Genomic DNA, 24,679 nt, shown 5'->3' with positions numbered 1-24,679 from the left:
GGCGCCGGGTCAAGGCACGCTTTCCCGCCTTGACCCGGTGCCGCCGGCCGTAGTCACAATCAGGCTTCGGGGTGGCGGGGAAACGCCGGCTCAGTCGCCCGCGGCTGCTGACGAGAACCGCCCGATAGCTACAACGACACCACGTTCACCGGCAACGCCGGGTTCGCGCTGAAGTCCAGCGGCGCCGTCGGCCGCTTCGCCGCCACCACATGCGCACCCAATGCCGCGATCATCGCGCCGTTGTCCGTGCACAACCTCGGCCGAGGAACCCGCAGCTCAATACCCGCGACCGCGCAACGCTCCGCAGCCAGCTCCTTCAACCTCGAATTCGCTGCCACCCCACCGGAAATCACCATCGTGTCGATCCCCTGCTCCTTAGCAGCGCGGATCGCCTTCGCGGTCAGCACGTCCGCAACGGCCTCCTGGAACGACGCCGCGACGTCGTCCACCGGAATCTCCTCGCCGCGCCGCGAAACTCCTTCGACCCAACGCGCGACCGATGTCTTCAACCCCGAGAAGGAAAAATCGAACGCAGCATCTCGCGGGCCCGTCATGCCACGGGGGAACGCGATCGCCGCCGGGTTGCCGTTCTTGGCCGCGTTGTCGATCGGCGGGCCGCCCGGGTAAGGCAGGCCGAGCACGCGAGCGACCTTGTCGTACGCCTCACCGGCCGCATCATCCACAGTGGACCCGAGCTCGGTGATCGACGACGCGATGTCGTCGACGCGCAGCAGCTGCGTGTGCCCGCCGGAAACCAGCAGCGCCAGGCACGGCGTGGGCAACGGCCCGTGCTGCAGCGTGTCGACCGCGATGTGCCCGGCCAGGTGGTTGACGCCGTACAGCGGAACGTCCAGCGCCGTCGCGTACGCCTTCGCCGCCGAGACGCCGACGAGCAGCGCGCCCGCCAGGCCCGGGCCGGCCGTCACCGCGATGGCGTCCACATCGGACAGTGTCAGGCCCGCCGTGGCGAACGCGCGTTCGGTCGTCGGCACCATCGCTTCGAGGTGCGCGCGGCTGGCGACCTCGGGCACCACGCCGCCGAAGCGGGCGTGCTGCTCGACGCTGGAAGCCACCTCGTCCGCGAGCAGCTCGACCGTGCCGTCGTCGTGCAGGCGGACCAGCCCGACGCCGGTCTCGTCGCACGAGCTCTCGATGCCCATGATGATGCGTGCCATCAGCCCGCCACCCCGTCTCGCGTCCGCGCCGGGCGGACCATCGTGTACGCGTCGGCGCCGGAAGGCTGGTAGTAGCGCTTCCGGATGCCGAGCCGTTCGAAGCCGTGGCGCTCGTACAAGGCGAGCGCGGTGGTGTTGTCCGTGCGGACCTCGAGGAAGACCGGCGCCTCGAACTCGTCGGCCCGCGCCAGCAGGGCCTGCAGCAGCGCCTTGCCGATGCCCTGGCCCTGGTGTTCGGGCGCGACGCCGATGGTGTGCACGGTCGCCTCGTACTCGCCGCGGCGGCGACCGACGACGGCCAGCCCGGCGTAGCCGAGCAGCTCGCCGCCTTCGTCCGAGCGCGCGGCGAGGTAGAAGTTGCCCGCGTCCAGTTCGGAGTGGAAGGCGCGGGCGCTCCACGGGTCGTCGCCGGGGAACAGGATCTTCTCGATCTCCACGCACCGGGCGATGTCCATGCGGCGCAGGGGTTCGAGTCTCACGGAGCGGTCACCCGTTTCGGCGCCGCGGGCTCCGCGGCGTCGGGACGGCGCAGGTACAACGGGGTCAGCGGCGCGGGCGGTTCCTTCGCCAGCAACGCGTCCTTCGCGACCTTCACCAGCCCGGCGGGCGACGGGAAGCGCGGCTCGACCGGCCGGACGTCGAGCACGTCGGCGTACAGGAGGGCGCCGTCCCCGGCCGCCACCTCGACGTCGGTCTCGAGGTCGGCGGGACGCTGGACGTGCGGGCCGTCGGTGCGCCGGCCGGCGGCGTCGTAGGCGGCCCAGTAGACCTCGCGACGGCGGGCGTCGGTGAGCACGAGGAAAGCGTTGTCCCCCGGGGCGACGTCGGCGGCCAGTGCGTCGAGGCTGCAGACCGGGTACACCGGGATGCCGAGGGCGTGGCCGAGCGCGGCGGCGGTGGCCAGGCCGGCGCGCAGGCCGGTGAACGGCCCGGGGCCGACGCCGGCGACGATCGCGTCGAGGTCCTTGAGCGTCACCCCGGCGGCCTCGGCGGCGGCCAGCGCGTGCGGCGTGATCAGCTCTCCGTGGGCGCGGGGGTCGACCGTGACGCGGTCACCGCGCGTCTCGACCAGGCCGCCCTCCAGCGCGACGACGCCCGCGGTCACCGCCGGGGTCGAAGTATCGATCGCCAGTACCAACACGGTGTCCCAGCCTACGACCAGCGCCTTCGGCTGGTTGCTGCAGGGGATCGATCCGCGCGGTAACGTGCTGATCGAGTCCGACACTGGGAGGTCCCCGCGGTGCCCGACCCCTTGTTCCCCACGCTCGTCGCCGGCGCCGCGAAGGAAGCCTTGCGCTTCGGCGACCACGCCCTGTCCTACGACGACCTCGCTGCCGTCGCCAGTGGTCTCGCCCGTGACCTGCCACCCGGCCGGGTGGCCGTGTGGGCGACGCCGACCGTGCACACGAGCGTCGCGGTCGTCGCCGCGCTGCTCGCCGGGGTGCCGGCGGTGCCGCTCAACCCGAAGATCGGCGAGCGCGAGCTCGCCCACATCCTCGCCGACAGCGAACCGGCGCTCGTCCTGGCCGAACCCGGCGCCGAACTGCCCGCCGGCCTCGCCGCCCTGCCGCGCCGCGACATCCCCCTCACCGGCGAGGGCACCTCGATCCCGGAGGAACCGGACGCCGAGTCCCCCGCTCTGATCGTCTACACCTCGGGCACCACCGGCCCGCCGAAGGGCGTCGTGCTCCCCCGCCGCGCGCTCGCGACCACACTGGACGCCCTGGAAGACGCCTGGGGCTGGACTGACGCGGACACACTGGTGCACGCGCTTCCCCTGTTCCACGTGCACGGGCTGATCCTCGGCATCCTCGGCCCGCTGCGCCGCGGCGGCTCGGTGCGCCACCTCGGCCGGTTCTCGACCGAGGGCGTCGCGCGGGAGCTGGCGGCCGGCGCGACGATGCTGTTCGGCGTCCCGACGATGTACCACCGGATCGCCGGCGAGGTCGGCTCCGACGCCACGCTCGCCGACGCGCTCAAGCGCGCCCGGCTGCTGGTCTCCGGGTCCGCGGCGCTGCCGGTGCACGACCACCAGCGGATCACGGCGGCGACCGGCCAGCAGGTCGTCGAGCGCTACGGCATGACCGAGACGCTGATGAACACCAGCGTCCGCGCGGACGGCGAGCGCAAGCCCGGCACGGTCGGCGTCCCGCTGCGGGGGGTCGAACTGCGGCTGGTCGGTGACGCCGGCGAAGTGCTCGACGACGTCGAGAGCGTCGGCGAGATCCAGGTCCGCGGCCCGAACTTGTTCACCGAGTACCTCAACCGCCCGGACGCGACCGCGGCCGCGTTCGACGGCGGCTGGTTCCGCACCGGCGACATGGCGACGCGCGACGCCGACGGGTACGTCAAGATCGTCGGGCGCAAGGCGACCGACCTGATCAAGAGCGGCGGTTACAAGATCGGCGCAGGCGAGATCGAGAACGCGCTGCTCGAACACCCCGGCGTCGCCGAAGCGGCCGTGACCGGCGAGCCGGACGACGACCTCGGCGAGCGGATCGTCGCGTGGATCGTGCCCTCCGGCGAGCCACCGGCCGCCGACGAGCTCGCCGACCACGTCGCGAAACTACTCGCACCGCACAAGCGCCCGCGGGTCGTCCGGTACCTGGACGCGTTGCCGCGCAACGACATGGGCAAGGTCATGAAGCGGGCGCTCGGTGCCTAGGCTGCCGGCGCGCGAGATCGTCGGCGCCATCGGAAGCGGTTTCACGGAGTTCCCGACCCCGCTGCGCGAGGAGCCCGCCGACGGCCCGATCGGCTGGCCGGGCTACCGGGAAGCGCGTTCCGCCGCGGAAGAGCGCACGGGTGAGAAGGAATCGGTCCTCTGCGGGACGGCGAAGATCGGCGACGTCGAAGCCGTGCTGATCGCCTTCGAGTTCGGGTTCCTCGGCGGGTCACTCGGGCAGCGCACCGGCGACCGGATCGAAGCGGCGTTCGCGCACGCCCGCGACGTGCGGCTGCCGGTGGTTTCGCTGATCGCGACCGGCGGCAGCCGCATGCAGCAGGGCATGCGCGCGTTGATGCAGCTGCAGCGGGTGGCGCGGGCGTCGGCGCTGACGCGTTCGGTGGGCATCCCGCAGCTCTCGGTGCTGCGCGACCCGACGACCGGCGGCGGCTGGGCGACGCTCGGCGCGGGCGCCGACGTCGTCCTCGCGCTGCCGGAAGCGCAGGTCGGGTTCGCGGGCTCGCGGGTGCGCCCGGCCGGCTCGCCGGAGGCGTACACCGCGGAGGCGCACTTCGGCTGGGGTCAGGTCGACGCCGTCGTGGCCCCGGAGGCACTCGGTACGACGCTGGAACGGTGGCTGCGGCTGCTGACCGCGCATTCGACGGCCGCGGCTCCGCCGCCGTCCGCGCTGCGAACCGTTTCGGTGCCTTCGACGGGCTGGGAAGCGGTTCAGGCGGCGCGGTCACCATCGCGGGCCCGGGCGGCGGAGTACCTCGACGCGTACTTCGACTGGCGGCAGGACATCAGCGGCGACCGCGTCGGCGGCGCGGATCCCGGTGTCGCGTGCGGCTTCGGCCGGCGCGACGGGCGGACGGTCGCGTACGCGGCCCAGTGCGGCACGCCGACGTTGCCGTCGGGGTTCCGGACGGCGGCCCGGCTGGTGCGGCTGGCGTCGCGCCTGGGCATCCCGGTGCTGACGCTGGTCGACACCCCCGGCGCGGCGAACGACGCGGCGGCGGAGCAGGCCGGCGCGGGCGGCGCGATCGCGGAGATGTTCGAGGCGGTGGCGACGGCCTCGGTCCCGGTGACGACGCTGGTGATCGGCGAAGGCGGCTCGGGCGGCGCACTGGCGTTCGCCGCGGCGGGTTCGACGTGGGTGGCCCCGGACGCGTACTTCTCGGTGACCTCACCGGAAGCCGCGGCGGCGATCCTCAAGCGCCCGGCTTCGGAGGTGCCGGACATCGCCAACCAGCTGCACCTGCGGCCGCAGGACCTGGTGGACCTGGGGGTGGCGCGGGCGGTGGTGGGTCCGGCTCGCTGATCGACGTCGCGGCCGCCGGCGGCACGGTATTCCTCGATGAGGTAGCGGCCGTTGGGCGGCGAGTGGTTGGATCTTGCGATGGGGTATCGACTCAACAGGCGAGCGGCGTTCGGTTTGGGGACCGCTGTCGTCGCTGGAAGCGTTCTGACCGGCTCTCCCGCGTCCGCGCAGGAAGCAGACATCGAGGCCAGCCCGGCCACACCGGACCGGGCCAGGCAGAAGGTGAAGCGCGTCTACGACAACGCGGCCGCTGAGGCAGGCGGCATCTGGAACTCCTACATCAGTGTGGCCGACCAGGTGGCCGTCGACGTGGCGTCCGACGAGGTCGTCGAGGCGTACAGCGTGAACAAGGTGGCCGTCGCGGTCACCTTGATGGACAAGATCGACCGTGGCCTGCTCACGCTGGACCAGCAGGTCCAGGTGCCGGCGAGCATCGTCGTGCCGGGTGGCGACGGCATCATCATCCTGGACAAGGCGTACCCGAGCGCGTTCACACTGGGTCACGTCCTGTCGCTGTTCCTCACCGTCTCGGATGACACGTGCGTCCGGCTGGTGGGGCTCGTGGTCCCGGCGGCCGAGATCAACCAGATCCTGGTGGCGAAGGGCTTCCCCAAGACCCAGGTGACGCCGGTGGCCAACCCGAACCGCTACTTCCTCGGCCAGACCACTCCGCGCGAGACCCACGACCTGCTGAAGGCGCTGATCGCGGGCACGTTGCTGAGCCCGGCGTCGACGGATTACCTGCTGTCCCTCCTGCGGTCGCAGGTGGCGTTCACCGACGGCATCCGGCGTGAGATGTCGTCCGCCGACCGCGCGAGGATCGCCACGAAGGCGGGCTGGTTGAACGACGGCCGCAACGAGGCGGGAATCATGTTCGACGCCGCGGGCAAGCCGGTGCTGATCTACTCGATGTTCGCGCACGGCCAGGCGAACCCGGAGGACTTCGGGGCCACGCACCCGGTCCGGCAGGCCACCGCGAAGATGGGGCCGAAGTTCCTGCGCGCGGTCGACAAGATCGCGGGCGCCGGCACCCGGGCGTTCCGGGCACCGGCCTACCAGCAGTACAACGGCGGCTGAGAGCAGCTACCGAGGGCAGCGACCACCGTGGACACACGGCGGTCGCTGCCCTCCGGCAGTTCTGCAGTGTGCGGACTTACGCCCGCACCAGCTCCGGAGTGCGGTCGGCCCAGGTGCCGTGCGGCTCCAGGGTCACCTCGCGGACGTCGTCCTCGCGGCGGTCCATCCGGACCACCAGGTAGTCGTCCGACAGTCGCTCCGCCGAACCCTCGCCCCACTCGACCACGATCGCCGAACGCTCGAGGTCGGTGTCCAGGTCGAGGTCGTCCAGCTGGGACAGGTCGCCGCCCAGGCGGTACGCGTCCACGTGCACCAACGGCACACCAAGAGAGCCCGCCGGGTGGACACGGGCCAGGACGAACGTCGGGGAGCTCACGCGGCCGCCGACGCCGAGGCCGTCCGCGATGCCGCGGGTCAGCGTCGTCTTGCCCGCGCCGAGCGGCCCGGCCAGCAGGACCAGGTCGCCCGCGCGCAGGGCGCGGCCGAGGGCCCGCCCGAAGTCCATGGTCTCTTCGGGCGTGGGAAACACCATGCTCAACGCTGCCACCACCAGGTTCGCCGGGACGAGGATTCGCCGTCCACACCGGAACAGCGTTGCAGGAGGTCGATCAGATGGCTGTTCACCAGCTCGGGCTGCTCGAGCTGGACCATGTGGCCGGCGCCGCGGACGCGCACCAGCTCCGCGTCGGGCAGCTCGGCCGCGATCCGCTCGGCGTGCGCGAACGGCGTGAACCGGTCCGAATCGCCGCCGATGACCAGCACTTCCGCGTGCTTGAGGCCGGCCAGCGCGGCGTAGCGGTTGTGGCTGCCGAGGGTGTCGATGAAGTTGACGAGCCCGCGCACCGGCGTCACTTCCAGCATTTCGAGCATGAAGTCGACGAGCCGCGGGGCGACGTCGCGGCTGCCGAACGCCAGCCGGCGCACGGCTTGGCGCGTCAGCTGGCCACCCGCCGCGCGGACGAACTCCACCAGCCCCGGCTGCCAGCCGGCGAGCCCGCCGGCCGCGCGCGTCAGCGGGTTGTACTTCGAGAGCAGCGAACGCGGCAATCCGCGTGCGCCGACTTCGCCCGCCGCCGTCGCGATGAAGGCGACACCTTCCACCCGCTCTTCGAACAGCGCGGGGAACTCGGCGGCCAGCTCCATGATCACCATGCCGCCCATCGAGTGCCCCAGCAGCACGATGGGCCCCTCCGGCACCACGGACCGCAGCACGCAGTCCAGGTCCCGGGCCAGCTGCTCGATGGTCGACGTCTCGGTCGAAGCCGCGCCGGACAGCCCGTGGCTGCGGTGGTCGTAGTACACCTGACGCACGCGAGGCAGCCGGAGCGACGCGAGGTCACGACGCTGGAAATGCCAGCAGCGCCGCGAAAGCGCGAAGCCGTGTACTCCCACGACAGTCAGTTCCGGTTCGCCGCCGTCTTCCGGATCGATCTCCTCGACCGAAAGCGGCGTGCCGTCCTCGGCCGCGACCGTCGAAGTGCGGTCGGGCTTCAGCTCCCCCAGCGGCTCGTCCACGTACGGATCCTCACTGTGCCGCCGCTGCTGCGCGGCGACGGCGATGACGGCGGCGGTCCCGGTGGCCAGGGCCCCGACCCCGCCGGCGATGGCCAGCAATCGTCGTGAAGGTGTCACGAGCTCGCCCCCAGATACCGGCGCCGGACCCGCGGGCGGTACATCGAGGTCACGATCTCGTAGTCGATGGTGCCCAGCTTGTCGGCCCACTCCCGGGCGGTCGGCTCGCCGTGCGCGCCGTCGCCGAAGAGGACGACCTCGTCGCCGACGGCGGGCTCGTAGTCACCGCAGTCGACCACCAGCTGGTCCATGCAGACCCGCCCGGCGACCGGCCGGCGCTGCCCGCCGAGGAGTACGTCCATGCGGCCCGAAAGGGAACGCGGGACGCCGTCGGCGTAGCCGGCCGGGACGAGCGCCAGGTTCGTGTCCCGTGAAGCGGTCCAGGTGTGCCCGTAGGACACCGATTCTCCGGCCTCGATGCGCTTGACCAGCGCGACGGCCGACCGGAACGTCATGGCCGGGCGCAGGTCTTCCGGCTGCGGCACCGGGTTCAGCCCGTACATCGCGATGCCGGGCCGGACGACGTCGAAGTGCAGGTCCGGCCGGGTGAGCAGGGCCGCGGAGTTCGCCAGGTGCCGCATCGGGTCGAGCCCGGCGGCCCGGGCGGCGTCGTAGGCCACGGCGAAGCGTTTGGCCTGCAGGTCGATCGAGGGGTGTTCCGGCTCGTCGGCGCACGCGAGGTGGGACCAGATCGCGACGACCTCGACCCGCGGTTCGGCGGCCGCCGCTTCGACCAGCTCGGCCCACGCGGCGGGCGGGCAGCCGTTGCGCGACAGGCCGGTGTCGATTTTGAGGTGCACACGAGCGGGAGTACCCGGTTTCGCCGCGGCCGCGATGCGGCGAAGCTCACCCAGCGAGCTGGCCGCGAGGTCGACGTCGGCCTCGATACCGGCGCCGAAGTCGACGTCCGGGGTGTCCAGCCAGCTGAACAGCCGGGCCTTGATCCCGGCCGCGCGAAGACCCAGTGCCTCGCCGAGCGAGCAGGTGCCCAGCCAGGTGGCCCCGGCCTCGACCGCGGCGCGCGCCACCGGCAGCGCGCCGTGGCCGTAGGCGTCGGCTTTGACCACGGCCATCACCTGGGAGCCGGGCGCGCGGGCGCCCAGCAGGGTGAGGTTGTGGCGGATCGCGCCGAGGTCGATGTCGACCTGGGCGCGGGGGAAACTGGAGGACATGGCGCCCTCCAGTTTCCCATGACCCGAGGTCAGGGCAGGCGCGCCCCGGACGTGGCGGAGAACACGTGCAGCTCGTCGGGGCGGATCCGCAGGTGGAGCGTGTCGCCCATGGCCGGCGGCGTGCGCGGGTCGACCCGGACGACGACGTTGGGCCGGGTGTCGTCGGCGTCGGTCTGGGCGAGCTTGCCGTAGACGAAGGCGTCCGAGCCGAGCTCCTCGACCAGGTCCACCTTGACCGGCAGGGCGCCCTCCTCGTTCGTCACGACCTCGAGGGCCTCGGGGCGGAAGCCCAGGGTCACGGTGTCGCCGTCGGCCGCGGCGATCGTCTCGCGGGTCAACGGCACGCGCGCGCCACCCACCTTCGCCCCGTCCTGGGTCAGCTTCGCGGTGGCGAGGTTCATCGCCGGCGAGCCGATGAACCCGGCGACGAAAGCGTTTGCGGGCCGGTCGTACAGGGCGCGCGGGGTGTCGCACTGTTGCAGCAGGCCGTCCGACAGCACCGCGACGCGGTCACCCATCGTCATGGCTTCGACCTGGTCGTGCGTGACGTACACCGTCGTGACGCCGAGGCGGCGCTGCAGCGCGGCGATCTGCGTACGCGTCGACACACGCAGCTTGGCGTCGAGGTTCGACAGCGGCTCGTCCATGAGGAAGACCTGCGGCTCGCGGACGATCGCGCGGCCCATCGCGACGCGCTGGCGCTGACCACCGGAGAGCGCCTTCGGCTTGCGGTCGAGGTAGTCCACGATGTCGAGCAGCTTCGCGGCCTCGAGGACCTTCTGCTTGATCTCGGACGCCGGGCGCCCGGCGATCTTCAGCGCGAAGCCCATGTTCTGCGCGACCGTCATGTGCGGGTACAGCGCGTAGTTCTGGAACACCATCGCGATGTCCCGCGAGCGCGGCGGCAGCTGGGTGACGTCGCGCTCGCCGATCCAGACGGCGCCGTCGTCGATGTCCTCGAGGCCGGCGAGCATGCGCAGGCTGGTCGACTTGCCGCAGCCGGACGGGCCGACCAGCACGAGGAACTCGCCGTCGGCGATCTCCAGGTCCAGCGCGTCGACCGCGGGACGCTCCGAACCCGGGTAGCGCCGGGTCGCCTTGTCGTAGGTGATGGAAGCCATCGGTCAGTCCTCTCCGAGATTCCGCCGGACCCCGTAAGCCGCTTCGCGGGCTTCGAGGTGGCGCTGCTGGATCCGGTGGCCCGCGGCGCGCTGCGCCTCGGTCGGCTCGTCCAGCTCGAGCCGGAGCTTCTGGTTCTCCTGCCAGGACGGGGGTTCCGCGCTGGACGCCAGGGCCCACGCCGCCTGCCGCGCCGCGCCGAGCGCGACGTACTCGGCGACTTCGGGCAGCTGCACGGGCACGCCGAACACCAGCGGCGCGACCGCGCGGACGGCCCGCGACTGCGCGCCCCCGCCGATCAGCAGCACGCGCTGGACGTCGAGGCCGTGCGCGCGCACCGCGTCGAGGCCCGCGGCCAGGCCGCAGAGCATGCCTTCGACGGCACTGCGCGCGAGGTTCTCCGGGGACATGTTGTCCCTGGTCAGCCCGGCCAGCGAGCCGGTGGCGCCGGGCAGGTTCGGGGTGCGCTCGCCGTCCAGGTACGGCAGGAACGTCAGCCCGCCCGCGCCGGGCTCGGCGGTCAGGGCGAGCCGGTCGAACTCGCTGAGCGTCGCGCCGAGCATCGCGGCCGTCGCGGTGAGGACGCGGGCGGCGTTGAGCGTGCAGGCGAGCGGGAGGAAGCGGCCGGTCGCGTCGGCGAACCCGGCGACCTCGCCGCTGACGTCGGCCGCGCCGGTCTCGGCGACGCCGAACACGGTGCCGCTGGTGCCGAGCGAGACGACGGCGTCGCCGGGCTTGAGTTCCAGCCCGAGCGCCGCGGCCATGTTGTCGCCGGTGCCGGCCGAGACGAGCACGCCGTCCGGGGTGTGGCCGGCGGCGTCGGCCGGGCCGAGCACGGTGGGCAGCTCCGGCGTCCGGCCGCCGAAGGCGTGGCTCAGGACGTCGAGGCGGTAGGCGTTGTCGGACGGCGAGAAGTAGCCGGTGCCGGAGGCGTCGCCGCGGTCGGTGACCGGGTCACCGCCGGTGAGCTTCCAGGTCAGCCAGTCGTGCGGGAGCAGCACGCGCGCGACGCGGTCGGCGAGCTTCGGCTCGTTGTCGGCCAGCCAGCGCAGCTTCGTGACGGTGAAGCTGGCAACCGGCACCGAGCCGACGGACTTCGCCCAGGCCGACGGCCCGCCGAGCTCCTCGATGAGGTCGAGGGCCGCCTGCGCGGACCGGGTGTCGTTCCAGAGCAGCGCCGGCCGGACCACGTCGTTGTTTTCATCCAGCGTGACCATGCCGTGCTGCTGGCCGCCGACGCCGATGGCCGTGACGCCGTCGAGCAGGCCGTTCGTGGCTTCCTTGAAGGCGTCCCACCAGGCGGCGGGAGCGACCTCGGTGCCGTCGGGGTGCGGTGCACGGCCGGTGCGGACGATTTCGCCGGTGGCGGCGTCACACACGACGACCTTGGTCGACTGCGTGGACGAGTCGATGCCGGCGACCAGTTCAGCTGTCATAGGGCTGCCCCTCTGCGACGTGTTCGACGATCTCGATCGCGGTGCCCGCGTTCAGCGCGGCCTCGATCTCCTCGGTGGGTGTGGCCTGGCCCGTGATCAGCAGGTCGTAGTCGCCGACGTCGCCGTGCGCGTAGGTGGCGGTGCGGCCGAACTTCGAGTGGTCGACGACGAGGACGGTGTGGTTCGCGACCTTGAGCGCGGCCTTCTTGAGCTCGGCGTAGTCACGATCGGGGTGGAACAGCCGCCCGACGGCGACGGCGGTGACCGACACGAAGGAGACGTCGGCGCGGATGCTGTCGAGCAGGTCGAGGACCTCGGGCCCGGCGCAGGAGTCGTACTCGTGGCTGTAGCGGCCGCCGGCGAGTACGACCTCGACCTGGGGCCCGAGCAGCCGGGCGGCGTGCAGCGAGTTGGTGACGACGGTCAGGGCGTCGATCTCGGCGAGCCGCTTGACCAGCGGGAGGAGGGTGGTGGAGTCGTCGACGAAGACGGTCTGGCCGGGCTGCACGTGGTTCGCGGCGGCCTCGCCGAGCGCTTCTTTTTCGCCGTGGTGGAGCGTGTCGCGGAAGCGGGCGGCGCTCTCGATGGTGAGCGCCGGGTAGGCCTCGACCTTGCCGCGCAGCTTGCGCAGGAGCCGGCGTTCGGCCAGGTCGTCGAGGTCGCGGTGCATGGTCATCAGGCTGACCTTGAACTTCGACGTCAGGTCGTCGATCCGGGCCTCGCCCTCCTCGATGACGTGATCGAGGATGTCCTGCCGCCGCCGCTCGACGACAGCATCGGACGGCCGGGTCTTCCGGTCTCCGGATGCTGCTGTGCCGCCGCTCACACGGACTTCTTACCAGATTTATCGCGCGAAGTTAACAGAGAACTCGATAAGTCTTCTCAGGTTGTTAGTGAGCGGATCGACCGGATGGCCTCGGGGATGGCGTGGACCAGGCCGGACGCCGAGGTCGGGGCGTTCTGGGCCGCGATGGCCCCGGCGAGCGAGTGCACATCGGCGGCCGCGGCGGCGGCGAGCCAGGGGTCCAAGCCGGCCGCCAGGAGGGCGCCCACCAGGCCCGACAGCACGTCACCCGAACCGGCCGTGGCCAGCCAGGCTCCTCGGGGACGGTTCACCGCGATCCGCCCGTCCGGGGCCGCGATCACCGTGACGTGCCCCTTCAGCAGCACCACCGCGTCGTACTTCTTCGCCGCTTCGCGCGCCGCCGTCACGCGGTCCGCCCCCGGCTTCCGGCCCATCAGGCGCTCGTACTCGCCCGCGTGGGGCGTCAGGACCAGCGGCGTGTCCGGGTCGCGGGCGTCCAGGACCTCCGGGGACTTCGCGATGATCGTCGTCGCGTCGGCGTCCGCGCAGACCGGGACGCCCCGGCCCAGCACGTGCCGCAGGACATCCCGTCCTTCGGAGCCGGTGCCGATGCCCGGCCCGACCACCCACGCCTGGACCCGGCCCGCGTCGGCCACCGTGCCGGTCGCGATGACCTCCGGCCACTGCGCGCGGACGGTGTCCGCCGCGTGGCCCGCGTACCGCACGAGACCCGACGTCGCGCGGACCGCCGAGCCCGCGGCCAGCACCGCCGCGCCCGGGTAGGTCGCCGAACCCGCCGCGACGCCGACGACACCCTGGCTGTACTTGTCGTCTTCCGGGCCGGGCACCGGCCAGGCCGCGGCGACGTCCACGATGTCGAGCCGCCGGAGATCGGGGTCCGTCAGTTCGAGGCCGATGTCGACCAGCACGACTTCACCGCACCACGACGGCGCCAGCGCGTGCACCGGCTTGAGCGCGCCGAACGTGACCGTGCGGGTGGCTTTGACCGCGGGCCCGTCGACCGCGCCGGTGTCCGGGTCGACGCCACTGGGCAGGTCGACCGCGACGATCGGGGCCTCGACCAGCTCGACCAGCCGCGCCGCATCGGGCCGCAGTGAGCCGCGGGCGGAGATGCCGACGATCCCGTCGACCACGACGTCCGCTTTCGCGATCCACTGTGGACCGTCCTCGGCGGACACCACGCGGCCGCCGGCGCGGCGCAGGGCTTTCACCCCCGCCGGATGCGCCTTGGCGGGGTTCAGCAGGATCGCCGTCACCGCGACTCCACGGCGGCGCAGGAACGCCCCGGCCCACAGGGCGTCACCGCCGTTGTCGCCCGAGCCGACCAGGAGGACGACCCGGCGGCCGGACACGCCGCCGGTGTGGTCGTCGAGGAAGTCCGCGAGCTGCACCGCGAGCCCGAACGACGCCCGCCGCATCAGCTCGCCCTCGGGCGTGACGGCGAACGCCCGTCCCTCCGCCTCACGAATCCGTTCCGTGGTCCAGATTCCCTGCACGGCGGGGCCTCCCGCAACTACTCGACAGTGACGGACTTCGCCAGGTTACGCGGCTTGTCGACGTCGTACCCGCGGGCGCGGGCGATCTCCGCGGCCAGCACCTGCAGCGGCACGGTGGACACCAGCGGCTGCAGCAGCGTCGGCACCGCGGGGACCTCGATGAGCTCGTCGGCGAACGGCCGGACCGTCTCGTCGCCCTCTTCGGCGATGACGATCGTGCGCGCGCCACGCGCCTGGATCTCGCTGATGTTCGACACGAGCTTCGAGTGCAGCACCGCGCGGCCCTTCGGCGACGGCATCACGACGACGACCGGCAGGCCGTCTTCGATCAGCGCGATCGGGCCGTGCTTGAGCTCGCCGGCCGCGAAGCCCTCGGCGTGCATGTACGCGAGTTCCTTGAGCTTCAGCGCGCCTTCGAGGGCGACCGGGAAACCGACGTGCCTGCCGAGGAACAGGATCGCCTTCGAGTCGGCGATCCGGCGACCGAGGTCCCGCACCTGCTCCACAGTGGACAGTACCTTCTGGACGGCCGCGGGCATGGCCTCCAGCTCGGCGTACTCGCGCGCGACCTCGTCCGGGTACTTCGTGCCGCGGGCCTGCGCCAGCGCCAGGCCGACCAGGTAGTTGGCCGCGATCTGGGCGAGGAACGCCTTCGTCGAGGCGACGCCGATCTCGGGCCCGGCGTGGGTGTAGAGGACGGCGTCGGACTCGCGCGGGATCTGCGCGCCATTGGTGTTGCAGACGGCCAGGACGCGCGCCTTTTGCTCGCGGGCGTGCCGGACGGCTTCCAGCGTGTCCGCCGTCTCGCCGGACTGCGACACGGCGACGACCAGCGTGTCGCGGTCGAGGACCGGGTCGCGGTAGCGGAATTCCGACGCCAGCTCGACCTCGACCGGCAGCCGCGTCCAGTGCTCGATGGCGTACTTGGCGACCAGGCCGGAGTGGTAGGCCGATCCGCAAGCGACGACGAAGACCTTGTCGACGTCACGCAGGTCCTGGTCGGAGATGCGCTGCTCGTCGAGGATGATCCGGCCGGACTCGAAGTGCCCGCGCAGCGTGTTGGCCAGCGCCTCGGGCTGCTCCTCGATCTCCTTGAGCATGAAGTACTCGTGGCCGCCCTTCTCGGCGGCGGAGAGGTCCCAGTCGACCGTGAACGGCTTGGCCTGGGCGGCGTCGCCGTGGAAGTCCAGGACGTCGTAGCCATCGCGGGTGATGACGACGAGCTGGTCCTGGCCGAGCTCGACGGCCTCGCGGGTGTGCTCGATGAAGGCGGCGACGTCGGAGGCGACGAAGTGCTCGCCCTCGCCGACCCCGACGACCAGCGGCGAAGACCGGCGGGCGGCCACGATCGTGTCCGGGTGCTCGGCGTGCGTCACGACCAGGGTGAACGCGCCTTCGAGGCGGCGGCAGACGGCGGCGACGCTGGCGGTGAGGTCGCCCTTGGTGTCGCCTTCGGTGTACGCGCGGGCCACCAGGTGGGCGGCGGTTTCGGTGTCGGTGTCGCTGGCCATCTCGATGCCGTCGGCTTCGAGCTCGGCGCGGAGGGCGGCGAAGTTTTCGATGATGCCGTTGTGCACGACGGCGACGCGCTGCGAGGCGTCCCGGTGCGGGTGCGAGTTGCGGTCGATCGGCGCACCGTGGGTGGCCCAGCGGGTGTGCCCCATGCCGGCGGTGCCGCCGAAGTGCTCGCGGCCGACCTCGTCGAGCCGGCCTTCCAGGTTGGCCAGCCGGCCCGCCTTGCGCTCGACGGTCAGCGCGCCGGCGCCGTCGAGGACCGCGACCCCGGCGGAGTCGTAACCGCGGTACTCCATGCGCCGGAGCCCGCCGAGGACGACGTCCAGAGCCGGGCGGTGCCCGACATATCCCACGATTCCACACACGCTCACCAGCCTAACGAGGGATATCCAGCCGGTTGACGGGGTCCGAGATCACCCTCCGACCTGCGGAAAAGCGCGACGCGTGGTTCGAACCAATGCGGCTCGGCCGAGACCTCGGGACGCGCGGGCGACCGAAACCGTCGGTGGCGGCCGGTAACGTGGAAAACGGGGGCGCCCCCGCGGGCCACCCGGCACCACGCCGGGTGCGCCACACGCACCCGGCGCCACCTTGGGCGCTGGGGTGACCGAGGCAGCGCGCGAGCAGGCGGCGCGCCGGGGCGGCGGGCGAGCCGCGGCGGGGTCCGCACAGTAGGGTTGGCGACCATGGCCAGCAAGCCCAAGCAGCTGCTCGCGGAGTTGACACATCCGGGTCCGCACGAGGTCCTGCGGGGCGACCTCGCCCTGGTCGGGCTGCCCGGCGTGGTCTTCACGCCGCGCGCCGGGCTCGGGTTGCCGGCCGTCGCCTTCGGGCACGGGTGGCTGCAGCCACCCGACCGGTACCAGCAGCTGCTGCGCCACCTCGCGAGCTGGGGCATCGTCGCCGCCGCGCCGGCCACCCAGCGCGGGCCGCTGCCCTCGCACCGGCTGCTCGCCGCCGACCTCTTGACCACCCTCGACGTCGTCACGACCGTCCGGCTCGGTCCGGACGGCATCAGCGTCGACCCCGCCAAGCTCGGCCTCGCCGGCCACTCCACCGGCGGCGGATCCGCCGTCCTCGCCGCGGCGCAGGACGCTCGGAGCGACAACCCGCGGATCAAGGCCGTCGCCACCATCACCGCGGCCCAGACGCTGCCGCCGGCCACCGAGTCGGCGACGGCGATCACCGTTCCCGGTCTGCACCTCGCCGCCGAAGCCGACCTGGTCGCCCCCGCTGTCGCGCACGCCGAAGCGATCGCGGGCGCCTGGGGCGGTGACGACGTTCAGCTGCGGTTCCTCGGCAAGGCGTCCCACCTGGGCGTCACCGAGGGCCGGCACTGGTCGCAGCTGTTCATGCACGGCAAGCCGCACCGCAAGACCCAGCAGCTCACGCGCGCGCTGTTCACGGCGTTCTTCCTGACCCACCTGACCGGCACCGACAAGTACCGGCCCCTGCTCGAGGCGGACGTCAAGCGCGCGCCCATCGAGCGGGAAGAAGAACCCGCCCACTGACGTGGGAAGGGCCCGGCCGGAGCCGGGCCCTTCCGGTCAGACCAGCCAGCTGGTGCTGGAGAAGTCGTCCTCGTCGTCGGGCTGACGCGCGTGCCGCCCCCGCCTCGGCGGCTCGGGCGCCGCCGGTGGTTCCGGTGCCGGTTCCGGCCGCGGCGGAACCGGCGCCGCGACCGGGGTTCCGTAGCTCGGCGTCGGGTAGTTCGGGTAGCCGGTGCCCGCCTCTTCCTCGTGGACGCCGAACTCCATCAGCGACTCGCGGGACTTGTCGGCCAGCGTCTTCTCCGTCGCCCAGCCGCCCGCGCTCTGCTTGCGCTTGTTGAGCTCGTCCATGTGCTCGGCGTACTTCTGCGCGGCGGCCAGCTCCTTCTGCATGCCCTCGCTGGCCTGCTGCTGGGCCTCGGCGAGCCGGCGTTCGCGGAGTCCCCGCTGTTCGTCCTGCTCCCGTGCCGCCGCTTCCATCGTCGAAATCGCCGCGCGATACCGGTCTTCGGCGCTGCTCATCGGCCCTCCTCGGCCCTCGTCACCGGTCGTACCGGATCGAACGGTCACCCTCGTCGTCGAGCGAGCCGCTGATGCGGCCCTTCGCGCCACTCGTCTCGAACACGCCGCCCTCGATGCGGTACTGGCTGGGCCCGCGCTGCTGGTCGCCGCCGCCACCGCCCGGCGCGCCGCCCATGCCGCCCATCATGCCCATGCCGCCCATGCCCGACATCGCGCTCGAGCTCGACGAGCTCGCGGCGGCCTGGTGCATGCCGGGGTCGACCGGAGTGGCACCGAGCCCGCCGCCGTCGGACATCGGCAGCGAGGTGTCGCTGCCCGTCTGGGCACCCGGGTCGAGCGAGACGGCACCGGCGAAGTCCGGTGACCCGCCACCGGTGACGGCCGAGCCGAAGTCGCTCGCGCCGGCCGTCGTGGTCGAGTCGGCGGAGCCGGTCCCCGTCCCGGCCCCGGCGCCCGCGTCGGCCGTCGCCACCGCGGGCTCGGCCCCGACGCTGCCCCCGCCGCCGAGGTCACCGTCGAAGCCGCCGGGCGCGCTGAACCCGCCGGTGCCCGAAGCCGCTTCGCTGCGCGTGAAGCCCGGGTCGGGGTTGGGCGGTGCGGGGTCCTTCGCCAGCGGGGGCTCGGCGTTCGCGTCGTGCCGGATCTCCGAGCCGGCGCCGTCGGTCACCGGCTTGACGTCCGCCTTGAGGCCGTCCGCCTTCAGGTCCGCGGCTTTGGGGTCGTCCTTCTCGTCCAGGGTGTAGGTGGTCGGCTCGCCCTTGCCGTCGTCGACCGTCACGATCGTCGGGCCGTCCGGGCCCTCCGGCCGTTCCGCGGTGATCTTGAGGTTGCCGTCCTGGATGTGGATCTTGCCGTCCGCACCCGGCTTGTAGGAGCCGTCGGCCGAGGGCTGGCCGTCCTTGACCGCCTGCTGGCTGCCCTGCGGCCCGAAGGACGCCTTGTCCCCGGCGGCGCCGTCCTTGCCCGCGCCATCCTTGCCGGCGCCGTCCTTGCCGGCCTCGGCCTTGTCGTCGTCACCCCAGTCGAGGTGGTAGTCCTTCTTGTTGCCGTGGCCGTCGTCCACGGAGATGTCCTGCTTGCCCTCCTTGTCGGGCTCGGACATCGAGATCGTGTTGTCGCCCTTCTTGACCGACACCGTGTCCGTGTCGTCGGTGTCCTTGATGGCTTCGCCGGTCTTCGGGTCGATCGGGTACGGCTCGCCGGTCGCCGGGTCGACCTCGAGGGGCTTCCCGGTGATCGGGTTCTTGCCCTCCTCGGGCTTCGCGGGCTCCTCGGCCTTCGGGGGCTCGGCTGCCGACGGTGTCGTGGAGCCGCTCCCGGTGCTGCCGGTGCTCCCGCTGCCGGTGCTCCCCGTGCTGCCGGTGCCGGTGTTCCCGGTGTTTCCCGTATTGCCGGTGTTCCCCGTGTTGCCGGTGTTCCCGGTCTTGTCGGCGCCGCCCTCGTTCTTGGCCTCGGTCAGCTGGTTGCGGTAGCCGTCCAGGTACCGCGCCAGCGCGCCGAACTGCTGGTCGATGGTCTGCTTGGCCGCCTTGCAGGACCCGTCGAACGCGGCGATCAGGCTCTTGTACTCGGTCGAGAACGCGCCGTCGCGCCAGTAGCGGCAGACGTTGCGGCCGTATTCCTTGTTCTCGTCGTTGAAGCCGCAGTCGTCGTTCTGCAGGCGCTCGGCGAGGTTCGACGGGTTGCCGTGCTTCGCGTTGACGGAGTCGATCCAGCTCGCGACCTTCATGAAGTCGTCGAATTCCCCGGTGTCGCCGTTGGCGACCTTGAGGACGTCCTTGGCCATCGGGATGTCGGCCTCGGCGATCACCGGGCGGTGCAGCTGCAGGACCTCGTCGACCTTCTTCTTGACCGCGGTGTAGACCTGCGTCACGGTCTGCGGGATCAGCTTCGCCGCCCCGTCGATCTGCTGCGAGAGCTCCTTGGCGTGCGGCTTGATCGTCTCGTCGTACTTGATCTCCGCGGCGTTGGCGCCCTTGCCCTTCCACTCGCCGAAGAGGGTCTGGAGCTCGGTGTCGCTCTTGCCGAGGGTGTCCTCGACGACCTTGTGCGCCTTGCCGAGGTCGTCGGCGTCGCTCAGGAACTTCTGGTACTGGATCCCGCGGTTCTCGTGGAACTTGTCCTTGAGGTCCGTCTGGGAGTTCTTCTTCTCGCTCTCGCCGCCCTTGATCTGGTTCCAGACCTCGTCGGTCCACTTCGCCAGCAGGTCGACCGCGACGTTGCCCTGGTCGAGCTGTTCGTCGGAACTCTTCGCGCCGGCCCCCAGCGTCGGCGTGGCGATTCCGTCGAGGTTCTTCTTCGCCTGGTCGCGCTCGGCGGTCTGCCGCTGGTGTTCCTGGTTCTTGGCCGCGGCTTCCTGCTGGGCTTCCTTCAGCGCTTCGTCGACATCGGAGGAGGAGCCCGGCAGCCAGTCGTTGGTGGGGTTCCAGCCGGAGTAGTCCTCGATGTACTTCTTCGCGTATTCCTCTTCTTCCGCGTTGAAGTTGAACGTGTCCTCGCCGTATTCGTCCATCAGCTTGGACTTGGCTTCCATCGACACGTTCGGGTCGTCGAGGACCTTCTTGATCTCAGCCCATTCGGCCATCAGCGGTTACCCCCGGCCTGGTTCGCCGTCGCCCCGGCGTTCGCTTCCTGCGTGGTGTACTTGCCGCCCGCGGTCCCGATTCCGCCGCCGAGGTTCAGCAGTGCGTTCGACAGCCCGGTCAGGCCCGCGCCGATCTCGTCCAACCCGGCCTTGTACTTGCCGAAGCTCTCCTGGTGCACGCGGCCGAAGTCCACGGCGACGATCTCCGTCGGCGCGACCTTCTTGGCCTCGGCCGCCGGGTCGTCGGCGACGTCCGCCAGGCGGATCTGCGCCCGCGTCATCGCCTCCGAACTCGCTTCATACCCGTTCGGCATGGTGGCTGCCCCCTTCGATCACACAGTCCTGCGATGTGCCAGTCCTCGCTGATGTTCCGGGACTGTGACGCGCCCGGACACCGTTCGGTGCCGTCGCAGATGCACAGAGTCTAGCGGCCGGCCGGGCGGCGGACCTGGGCTTCCGCGAAGTGCACCCGGGCGGGAGCTACCCGCCGGCGCGCTGCGCCGTGACCGCCTCGGCGATCACCTCGGCGACGCCGCGGATGTCCACCAGCCGGTCGAGCTCGTCGATGTCGACCGAGACGCCGTAGTTCACCTCGACCCGCGCCAGCAGCTGGATCCGCTGCCGGGACGTCATGCCGAGGTCGTCGAACGGCGTCGTGTCGGCGAGCCGCTCGGGCGGGATCTCCAGCGCGAAGCTGATGATCCGCCGGATCTCGTCGACGTAGGTGCCCGGGTCAGCCATGCCGCTCATTCTCGCCCCACCAGCGCTCGCGAGCCGCGACGCGGGACACCTTGCCGCTGGAGGTCCGCGGCACCTCCCCCGGCCGGACCAGCCACAGGGCGCGCAGCGGCAGGTCGTGGGCCGCCGAGACGGCCCGCCGCACGGCCGTCTCGACCGCCTCGTCCCGGGTGAGGCAGCCGGCCACGACCGCGACGCCTTCGCCGTGGCCGTCCCGCACGGCGAACGCGGCGACGCGCCGGATGCCGGGGTGCGCGGCCTCGACGGTCGCTTCGATGTCCTGCGGGTGGTGGTTGCGGCCGTCGACGATGATCAGGTCCTTGCGCCGTCCGGTGACGTAGAGCTCGCCGTCGTGGACGAAGCCGAGGTCGCCGGTGCGCAGCCAGCCGCCGGGGGCGAGCACGTCGTCACGGCCCCAGTAGCCGTCGGCGACGTTGGGCCCGGACACCTGGATCTCTTTGTCGACAATGCGGATCCGCTGACCGTACGGCCGCCCCACCGACACGCGCGGCTCGCCGTCGAACGCCCGCACGGTGGGCCCCTCGGCACCCGCGCTCGTGACGAACACCGTCGCCTCGGCCAGCCCGTAACACGGCTTGTGCGCGGCCCGCGGCAGCCCGAAGGGGGCGAAGGCCCGCTCGAAGGCCTCGACGGTGGCCGCGCGGACCGGCTCGCTGCCGTTGAGCACCGAGTTCACCCGCGAGAGGTCGGCGGCTTCGAGGTCCCCCGCCGCTTCGGCGGCCAGGTCGAAGGCGAAGTTGGGCGCGGCGCTGACGACTCCGGGGTGCTCGGCCAGCAGCCGGATCCAGCGCAGCGGATCGCGCACGAACTCCATCGGCGTGAAGAAGACCGACCGCGAGCCGAGGAAGACGGGCGTGCCGATGAGCAGGATCAGGCCCATGTCGTGGAAGAACGGCACCCAGCCGGTCAGCGGGGTCGACGCGTCGGCGCGGTAGCACCGCGTGGTCTGCCAGCAGCTGGCCACCAGCGCGCGGTGCGAGATCACCGCGCCGGCCGGGCGGCGCGTCGAGCCGGAGGTGTACTGCAGGTACGCGGGATCGGTCATCGCCACGGCGGCGGGCGGCTCGGCGTCGCCGGGCCCGGCGTCCTCGATGTCCTCGACGGCGAGCGCGGTGGCCGTCGGGACCTTGTCCAGGAAGTCCGTCGAGGTCAGGCAGGCCGCCGGGGTGGCGTCCGCGAAGGCCGACTCGATCCGGGCGCGGCCGGTGCGGCCGGTCGGCACGGACAGCGGCACCGCGACGCGCCCCGCGTAGAGCGTGCCGAGGAAGGCGGTGACGTAGCCGAGGTCCTGCCGGGCGACGATCGCCACCCGGTCACCCGGGCGAGTGACGCGCCGCAGCTCGCGGGCGACTCCGCGGACGCGCGCGAGCACCTGCGGCCAGGTCAGCGTGTGGTCGGCGGGTCCCGGGAAGGTGCGGCAGGTGAAGGCGGGACGATCTTCGCCCGCGTTGCGGAGCAGGTAGTCCGTGAACGGCGTGGCCAGGACGTCATCCGGGACTTCTGCGGGCGGCACGGTCCCATCCTGCCCTACCGTGTCGAAGCGATGGACGAGTTCGAACGGCACGGCATCGGGGTGGTCTCCGGCCGCGACGCGTGCGCGCGGGCCCTGCGGTCACCCGGGCTGACGTCGGATCCCGGCGGCGGCTCGCCCAGCGTGCTGCTGCGGGACGGCGACGAGCACACTCGCCTGCGCGCGGTGCTGCGGGAGATCATCGCCGGGCTGGAGCCGATTCCCGAGGCCCTGCGGGCCGGGATCGAAACGACCGTGGCCGGGCTGGGGACGTCGTTCGACCTGGTGCGCGACTTCGCGCGGCCGGTGGCGGGCGCGGTGACGTCGGCGGTGCTGGGCGTGCCCCTCGACGACGTGTTCCTGGACCACCTCGAGGCGACGACGGCGAACCTCGACGTCTTCGGCGGCACCGACCGGGCGGGGCAGGCGTCGGCGTTCCGGCTGGCGGTGCAGCTCAGCCGGGCCCCGGCCGGGCCGGGCGGCCTGACGGCGCTGCGGGCGGCGCACGCGGCCGGGCGGCTGGACGACGACGAGCTGATGTTCAACCCGGTGGTCCTGGCGCACGCGGCCTACGAGAACTCGCTGAACTTCCTGGCGTGCGCCGGCCTCGAACTCGCGACTTCGGGTCCGCGGACCGTGCGCGAGCTGGTGACGGCGATCTGCCCCGCCCGGTACGTCCTCCGGTTCGGCCCGGACGGCCCGGTGGCGATCTCCCTGGCCGACGGCCTGCCGTTCGGGCTCGGCCGGCACGCGTGCCCCGGCTCCGGGGTCGCGGTGGCCGAAGGTGAGATCGCCCTCACGGCGCTGGCGGAAGTCCTCGGCGGCGGCTGCCGGGTGGACGAAGTCCGCTGGAAGACCCACCCGGTGTTCCACGGCCCGGCGAAGGCCGTGGTCACCCTCGCGTCAGGAAACCGCTGAGACGACGCCGGCCAGGCGGTCGGCCGCGGCCTGCGCGGTGGACTGCGCCGGCGCCTCGACCATCACGCGGACCAGCTGCTCGGTGCCGGACGGGCGCAGCAGCACCCGGCCCTCCTCGCCCAGCTCGGCCTCGATCTCGCCGACGGCGGTGCGGACCTCGGACGAGCCGGCGACCGCGGCCTTGTCGGCGACCGGCACGTTGACCAGCACCTGCGGCAGGCGGTTCATCACGGCCGCCAGGTCGGCCAGCGACTTGCCCGTCTCGGCCATGCGGCTCATCAGGCGCAGCGCGGTCAGCAGGCCGTCGCCGGTGGTCGCGTGCGCCGGGAGCACGACGTGGCCCGACTGCTCGCCGCCCAGCGCGAAGCCGCCGGCGCGCAGCTCCTCCAGGACGTACCGGTCGCCCACCGCGGCCGTGAGCACCGTGATGCCGTGCGCCTTCATGGCCAGGTGCAGGCCGAGGTTGCTCATCACGGTCGCGACCAGGGTGTCCTTGGTCAGCTCGCCGGCCTCGGCCAGCGCGAGCGCCAGGACCGCCATGATCTGGTCGCCGTCCACCAGCTCGCCGGCGGAGTCGACGGCCACGCAGCGATCGGCGTCGCCGTCGTGGGCGATGCCGAGGTCGGCACCGTGGGCGACGACCGCTTCGCGCAGCTTCTCCGGGTGGTTGGAGCCGCAGTGCTGGTTGATGTTGATGCCGTCCGGGTCGGCGTGCAGCGCGACGACCTCGGCGCCGGCGCGGCGGTAGACCTCGGGCGCGGCGGCGGAGGCAGCGCCATTGGCGCAGTCGACGACCACCTTGAGCCCGGCGAGCGGGTTCGGCGTGGCGTCGAGCAGGTGGGTGGCGTAGCGGTCGAGGGCGTCTTCGACGTCCGTGACGCGCCCCACACCGGCGCCGGTGGGGCGGACCTTGCCGGCCGCGAGGCCGGCTTCGATCTCGTCTTCGATGCCGTCGGGGAGCTTGTGCCCACCCGCGGCGAAGAGCTTGATGCCGTTGTCGGGCATCGGGTTGTGCGACGCGGAAATCATCACGCCGAGGTCGGCCTCGAGCGCGCCGACCAGGTAGGCGACGGCGGGCGTGGGCAGCACCCCGACGCGGCGCACGTCGGCCCCGGCGGACGTGAGGCCCGCCACGACCGCGGCTTCCAGCATCTCGCCGCTGGCGCGCGGGTCGCGGCCGACGACCGCGACCGGCCGGTGCGAGCGGTCGTGCGCAGCGAGCACGCGAGCGGCGCTGGCCGCCAATGCCAGCGCCAGCTCCGGCGTCAGCTCGGCGTTGGCCAGGCCACGGACCCCGTCGGTTCCGAACAGGCGTGCCATCTGTCGACCTCCTTCTGCGACCACCACGACAACCTAGCGATCCCGGCGGACCGCGTTCCCCCGCCCCGGTGAAGTCGCACCGGGGCCCGGAAACGAACCAGACCCCCGGGAAAAACGCCGGAGCGCCCATCCGATGGACCGATGGGCGGGCCGGTGGTCCGCGCCGGGGGGGGCGATGCGCGCGTGCTGTACTGGGGGGCCG

Annotated in this window: 22 protein-coding genes; 5 read left to right on the top strand and 17 right to left on the bottom strand. The window is 72.3% G+C overall.

The window, feature by feature from the left end; translation table 11 throughout:
- Positions 1-128: 128 nt before the first annotated feature.
- The 3 genes from tsaD to tsaB are packed head-to-tail and all read right to left on the bottom strand — an operon-like array spanning position 129 to position 2,316.
- The gene (gene tsaD / locus ACFVYA_RS42430; protein ID WP_387053278.1) at positions 129-1,175 is read right to left on the bottom strand and encodes a tRNA (adenosine(37)-N6)-threonylcarbamoyltransferase complex transferase subunit TsaD; all 1,047 of its coding nucleotides are present in this window, start codon (positions 1,173-1,175) and stop codon (positions 129-131) included.
- Entirely contained in the window at positions 1,175-1,654 is a 480-nt protein-coding gene (rimI, locus tag ACFVYA_RS42425) for a ribosomal protein S18-alanine N-acetyltransferase (RefSeq protein ID WP_387053276.1), read from the bottom strand. Before rimI ends, tsaD begins: the two co-directional genes overlap by 1 nt.
- Positions 1,651-2,316, bottom strand: a complete 666-nt coding sequence (gene tsaB, locus ACFVYA_RS42420) for a tRNA (adenosine(37)-N6)-threonylcarbamoyltransferase complex dimerization subunit type 1 TsaB (RefSeq protein WP_387053274.1) — start codon at positions 2,314-2,316, stop codon at positions 1,651-1,653. The genes rimI and tsaB overlap by 4 nt, the downstream gene beginning before the upstream one ends.
- A gap of 99 nt (positions 2,317-2,415) precedes the next feature.
- On the opposite strand from tsaB, the gene ACFVYA_RS42415 reads away from it, so the two are divergent.
- From ACFVYA_RS42415 to ACFVYA_RS42405, 3 genes are all read left to right on the top strand, one after another.
- Positions 2,416-3,840 (top strand): acyl-CoA synthetase, encoded by a 1,425-nt coding sequence (locus tag ACFVYA_RS42415; RefSeq protein WP_387053272.1) that lies wholly within the window; start codon positions 2,416-2,418, stop codon positions 3,838-3,840.
- Positions 3,833-5,161 (top strand): carboxyl transferase domain-containing protein, encoded by a 1,329-nt coding sequence (locus ACFVYA_RS42410; RefSeq protein WP_387053270.1) that lies wholly within the window; start codon positions 3,833-3,835, stop codon positions 5,159-5,161. The genes ACFVYA_RS42415 and ACFVYA_RS42410 overlap by 8 nt, the downstream gene beginning before the upstream one ends.
- Positions 5,162-5,275: 114 nt before the next feature.
- Complete coding sequence (locus tag ACFVYA_RS42405) at positions 5,276-6,238, top strand: serine hydrolase (RefSeq protein WP_387053280.1); 963 nt, start codon at positions 5,276-5,278, stop codon at positions 6,236-6,238.
- 76 nt (positions 6,239-6,314) lie between these two features.
- On the opposite strand, the gene tsaE is transcribed toward ACFVYA_RS42405, so the two are convergent.
- The 8 genes from tsaE to glmS are packed head-to-tail and all read right to left on the bottom strand — an operon-like array spanning position 6,315 to position 15,739.
- Entirely contained in the window at positions 6,315-6,770 is a 456-nt protein-coding gene (gene tsaE, locus ACFVYA_RS42400) for a tRNA (adenosine(37)-N6)-threonylcarbamoyltransferase complex ATPase subunit type 1 TsaE (RefSeq protein ID WP_387053268.1), read from the bottom strand.
- A gap of 2 nt (positions 6,771-6,772) precedes the next feature.
- Positions 6,773-7,870: an alpha/beta fold hydrolase gene (locus tag ACFVYA_RS42395; protein ID WP_387053266.1), complete on the bottom strand. Its 1,098-nt coding sequence runs from the start codon at positions 7,868-7,870 to the stop codon at positions 6,773-6,775.
- Positions 7,867-8,982 (bottom strand): alanine racemase, encoded by a 1,116-nt coding sequence (gene alr, locus ACFVYA_RS42390; protein WP_387053264.1) that lies wholly within the window; start codon positions 8,980-8,982, stop codon positions 7,867-7,869. Before alr ends, ACFVYA_RS42395 begins: the two co-directional genes overlap by 4 nt.
- A gap of 29 nt (positions 8,983-9,011) precedes the next feature.
- A complete protein-coding gene (locus ACFVYA_RS42385) occupies positions 9,012-10,103 on the bottom strand; it encodes an ABC transporter ATP-binding protein (RefSeq protein WP_387053262.1) in 1,092 nt (363 codons plus the stop codon).
- A 3-nt stretch (positions 10,104-10,106) separates the two neighbouring features.
- Positions 10,107-11,537, bottom strand: a complete 1,431-nt coding sequence (gene xylB, locus ACFVYA_RS42380; RefSeq protein ID WP_285988143.1) for a xylulokinase — start codon at positions 11,535-11,537, stop codon at positions 10,107-10,109.
- Positions 11,527-12,363, bottom strand: a complete 837-nt coding sequence (locus ACFVYA_RS42375) for a DeoR/GlpR family DNA-binding transcription regulator (RefSeq protein WP_285988142.1) — start codon at positions 12,361-12,363, stop codon at positions 11,527-11,529. The genes xylB and ACFVYA_RS42375 overlap by 11 nt, the downstream gene beginning before the upstream one ends.
- 56 nt (positions 12,364-12,419) lie before the next feature.
- The gene (locus ACFVYA_RS42370) at positions 12,420-13,859 is read right to left on the bottom strand and encodes an NAD(P)H-hydrate dehydratase (protein WP_387053260.1); all 1,440 of its coding nucleotides are present in this window, start codon (positions 13,857-13,859) and stop codon (positions 12,420-12,422) included.
- Between the two features lie 17 nt (positions 13,860-13,876).
- The gene (gene glmS, locus ACFVYA_RS42365) at positions 13,877-15,739 is read right to left on the bottom strand and encodes a glutamine--fructose-6-phosphate transaminase (isomerizing) (RefSeq protein ID WP_387053258.1); all 1,863 of its coding nucleotides are present in this window, start codon (positions 15,737-15,739) and stop codon (positions 13,877-13,879) included.
- Positions 15,740-16,060: 321 nt separating this feature from the next.
- Here glmS and ACFVYA_RS42360 point away from each other — a divergent pair, with 321 nt between their 5' ends.
- Positions 16,061-16,885, top strand: coding sequence for a dienelactone hydrolase family protein (locus ACFVYA_RS42360; RefSeq protein ID WP_387053256.1), 825 nt, complete (start codon positions 16,061-16,063; stop codon positions 16,883-16,885).
- A 36-nt stretch (positions 16,886-16,921) separates the two neighbouring features.
- Here ACFVYA_RS42360 and ACFVYA_RS42355 read toward each other — a convergent pair whose 3' ends face one another.
- The 5 genes from ACFVYA_RS42355 to ACFVYA_RS42335 all read right to left on the bottom strand — a co-directional run bounded on the left by ACFVYA_RS42355 (position 16,922) and on the right by ACFVYA_RS42335 (position 22,242).
- Positions 16,922-17,386 (bottom strand): hypothetical protein, encoded by a 465-nt coding sequence (locus tag ACFVYA_RS42355; protein WP_387053254.1) that lies wholly within the window; start codon positions 17,384-17,386, stop codon positions 16,922-16,924.
- Between the two features lie 19 nt (positions 17,387-17,405).
- A complete protein-coding gene (locus ACFVYA_RS42350) occupies positions 17,406-19,970 on the bottom strand; it encodes a WXG100 family type VII secretion target (protein ID WP_387053252.1) in 2,565 nt (854 codons plus the stop codon).
- Positions 19,970-20,284 carry a hypothetical protein gene (locus ACFVYA_RS42345; protein WP_285988136.1) on the bottom strand — a complete coding sequence of 105 codons (315 nt, stop codon included), beginning with the start codon at positions 20,282-20,284 and terminating at the stop codon, positions 19,970-19,972. The genes ACFVYA_RS42350 and ACFVYA_RS42345 overlap by 1 nt, the downstream gene beginning before the upstream one ends.
- A 166-nt stretch (positions 20,285-20,450) precedes the next feature.
- Positions 20,451-20,711, bottom strand: a complete 261-nt coding sequence (locus ACFVYA_RS42340; protein ID WP_285988135.1) for an acyl carrier protein — start codon at positions 20,709-20,711, stop codon at positions 20,451-20,453.
- Positions 20,704-22,242 (bottom strand): fatty acyl-AMP ligase, encoded by a 1,539-nt coding sequence (locus ACFVYA_RS42335; protein ID WP_387053250.1) that lies wholly within the window; start codon positions 22,240-22,242, stop codon positions 20,704-20,706. Before ACFVYA_RS42335 ends, ACFVYA_RS42340 begins: the two co-directional genes overlap by 8 nt.
- A 30-nt stretch (positions 22,243-22,272) precedes the next feature.
- On the opposite strand from ACFVYA_RS42335, the gene ACFVYA_RS42330 reads away from it, so the two are divergent.
- Positions 22,273-23,157: a cytochrome P450 gene (locus tag ACFVYA_RS42330; RefSeq protein WP_285988133.1), complete on the top strand. Its 885-nt coding sequence runs from the start codon at positions 22,273-22,275 to the stop codon at positions 23,155-23,157.
- Here the strand turns inward: ACFVYA_RS42330 and glmM are convergent.
- Positions 23,143-24,477 carry a phosphoglucosamine mutase gene (gene glmM / locus ACFVYA_RS42325; RefSeq protein WP_387053248.1) on the bottom strand — a complete coding sequence of 445 codons (1,335 nt, stop codon included), beginning with the start codon at positions 24,475-24,477 and terminating at the stop codon, positions 23,143-23,145. The genes ACFVYA_RS42330 and glmM overlap by 15 nt on opposite strands.
- Positions 24,478-24,679: the final 202 nt, after the last annotated feature.

Origin of the sequence: Amycolatopsis sp. NPDC058278, from assembly GCF_042881395.1 — a bacterium.
Taxonomy (GTDB): domain Bacteria; phylum Actinomycetota; class Actinomycetes; order Mycobacteriales; family Pseudonocardiaceae; genus Amycolatopsis.
The sequence above is the reverse complement of the archived record's forward strand: the minus strand, read 5'-3'. Positions and strand labels throughout refer to the sequence as shown.

Bases quoted from the DNA above. Each gene is read 5' to 3' on its own strand.
- tsaD (WP_387053278.1), bottom strand. From the start codon at position 1,175: ATGGCACGCATCATCATGGGCATCGAGAGCTCGTGCGACGAGACCGGC.
- tsaE (WP_387053268.1), bottom strand. From the start codon at position 6,770: ATGGTGTTTCCCACGCCCGAAGAGACCATGGACTTCGGGCGGGCCCTC.
- alr (WP_387053264.1), bottom strand. From the start codon at position 8,982: ATGTCCTCCAGTTTCCCCCGCGCCCAGGTCGACATCGACCTCGGCGCG.
- ACFVYA_RS42385 (WP_387053262.1), bottom strand. From the start codon at position 10,103: ATGGCTTCCATCACCTACGACAAGGCGACCCGGCGCTACCCGGGTTCG.
- xylB (WP_285988143.1), bottom strand. From the start codon at position 11,537: ATGACAGCTGAACTGGTCGCCGGCATCGACTCGTCCACGCAGTCGACC.
- ACFVYA_RS42360 (WP_387053256.1), top strand. From the start codon at position 16,061: ATGGCCAGCAAGCCCAAGCAGCTGCTCGCGGAGTTGACACATCCGGGT.
- ACFVYA_RS42355 (WP_387053254.1), bottom strand. From the start codon at position 17,386: ATGAGCAGCGCCGAAGACCGGTATCGCGCGGCGATTTCGACGATGGAA.
- ACFVYA_RS42350 (WP_387053252.1), bottom strand. From the start codon at position 19,970: ATGGCCGAATGGGCTGAGATCAAGAAGGTCCTCGACGACCCGAACGTG.
- ACFVYA_RS42345 (WP_285988136.1), bottom strand. From the start codon at position 20,284: ATGCCGAACGGGTATGAAGCGAGTTCGGAGGCGATGACGCGGGCGCAG.
- ACFVYA_RS42340 (WP_285988135.1), bottom strand. From the start codon at position 20,711: ATGGCTGACCCGGGCACCTACGTCGACGAGATCCGGCGGATCATCAGC.
- ACFVYA_RS42330 (WP_285988133.1), top strand. From the start codon at position 22,273: ATGGACGAGTTCGAACGGCACGGCATCGGGGTGGTCTCCGGCCGCGAC.
- glmM (WP_387053248.1), bottom strand. From the start codon at position 24,477: ATGGCACGCCTGTTCGGAACCGACGGGGTCCGTGGCCTGGCCAACGCC.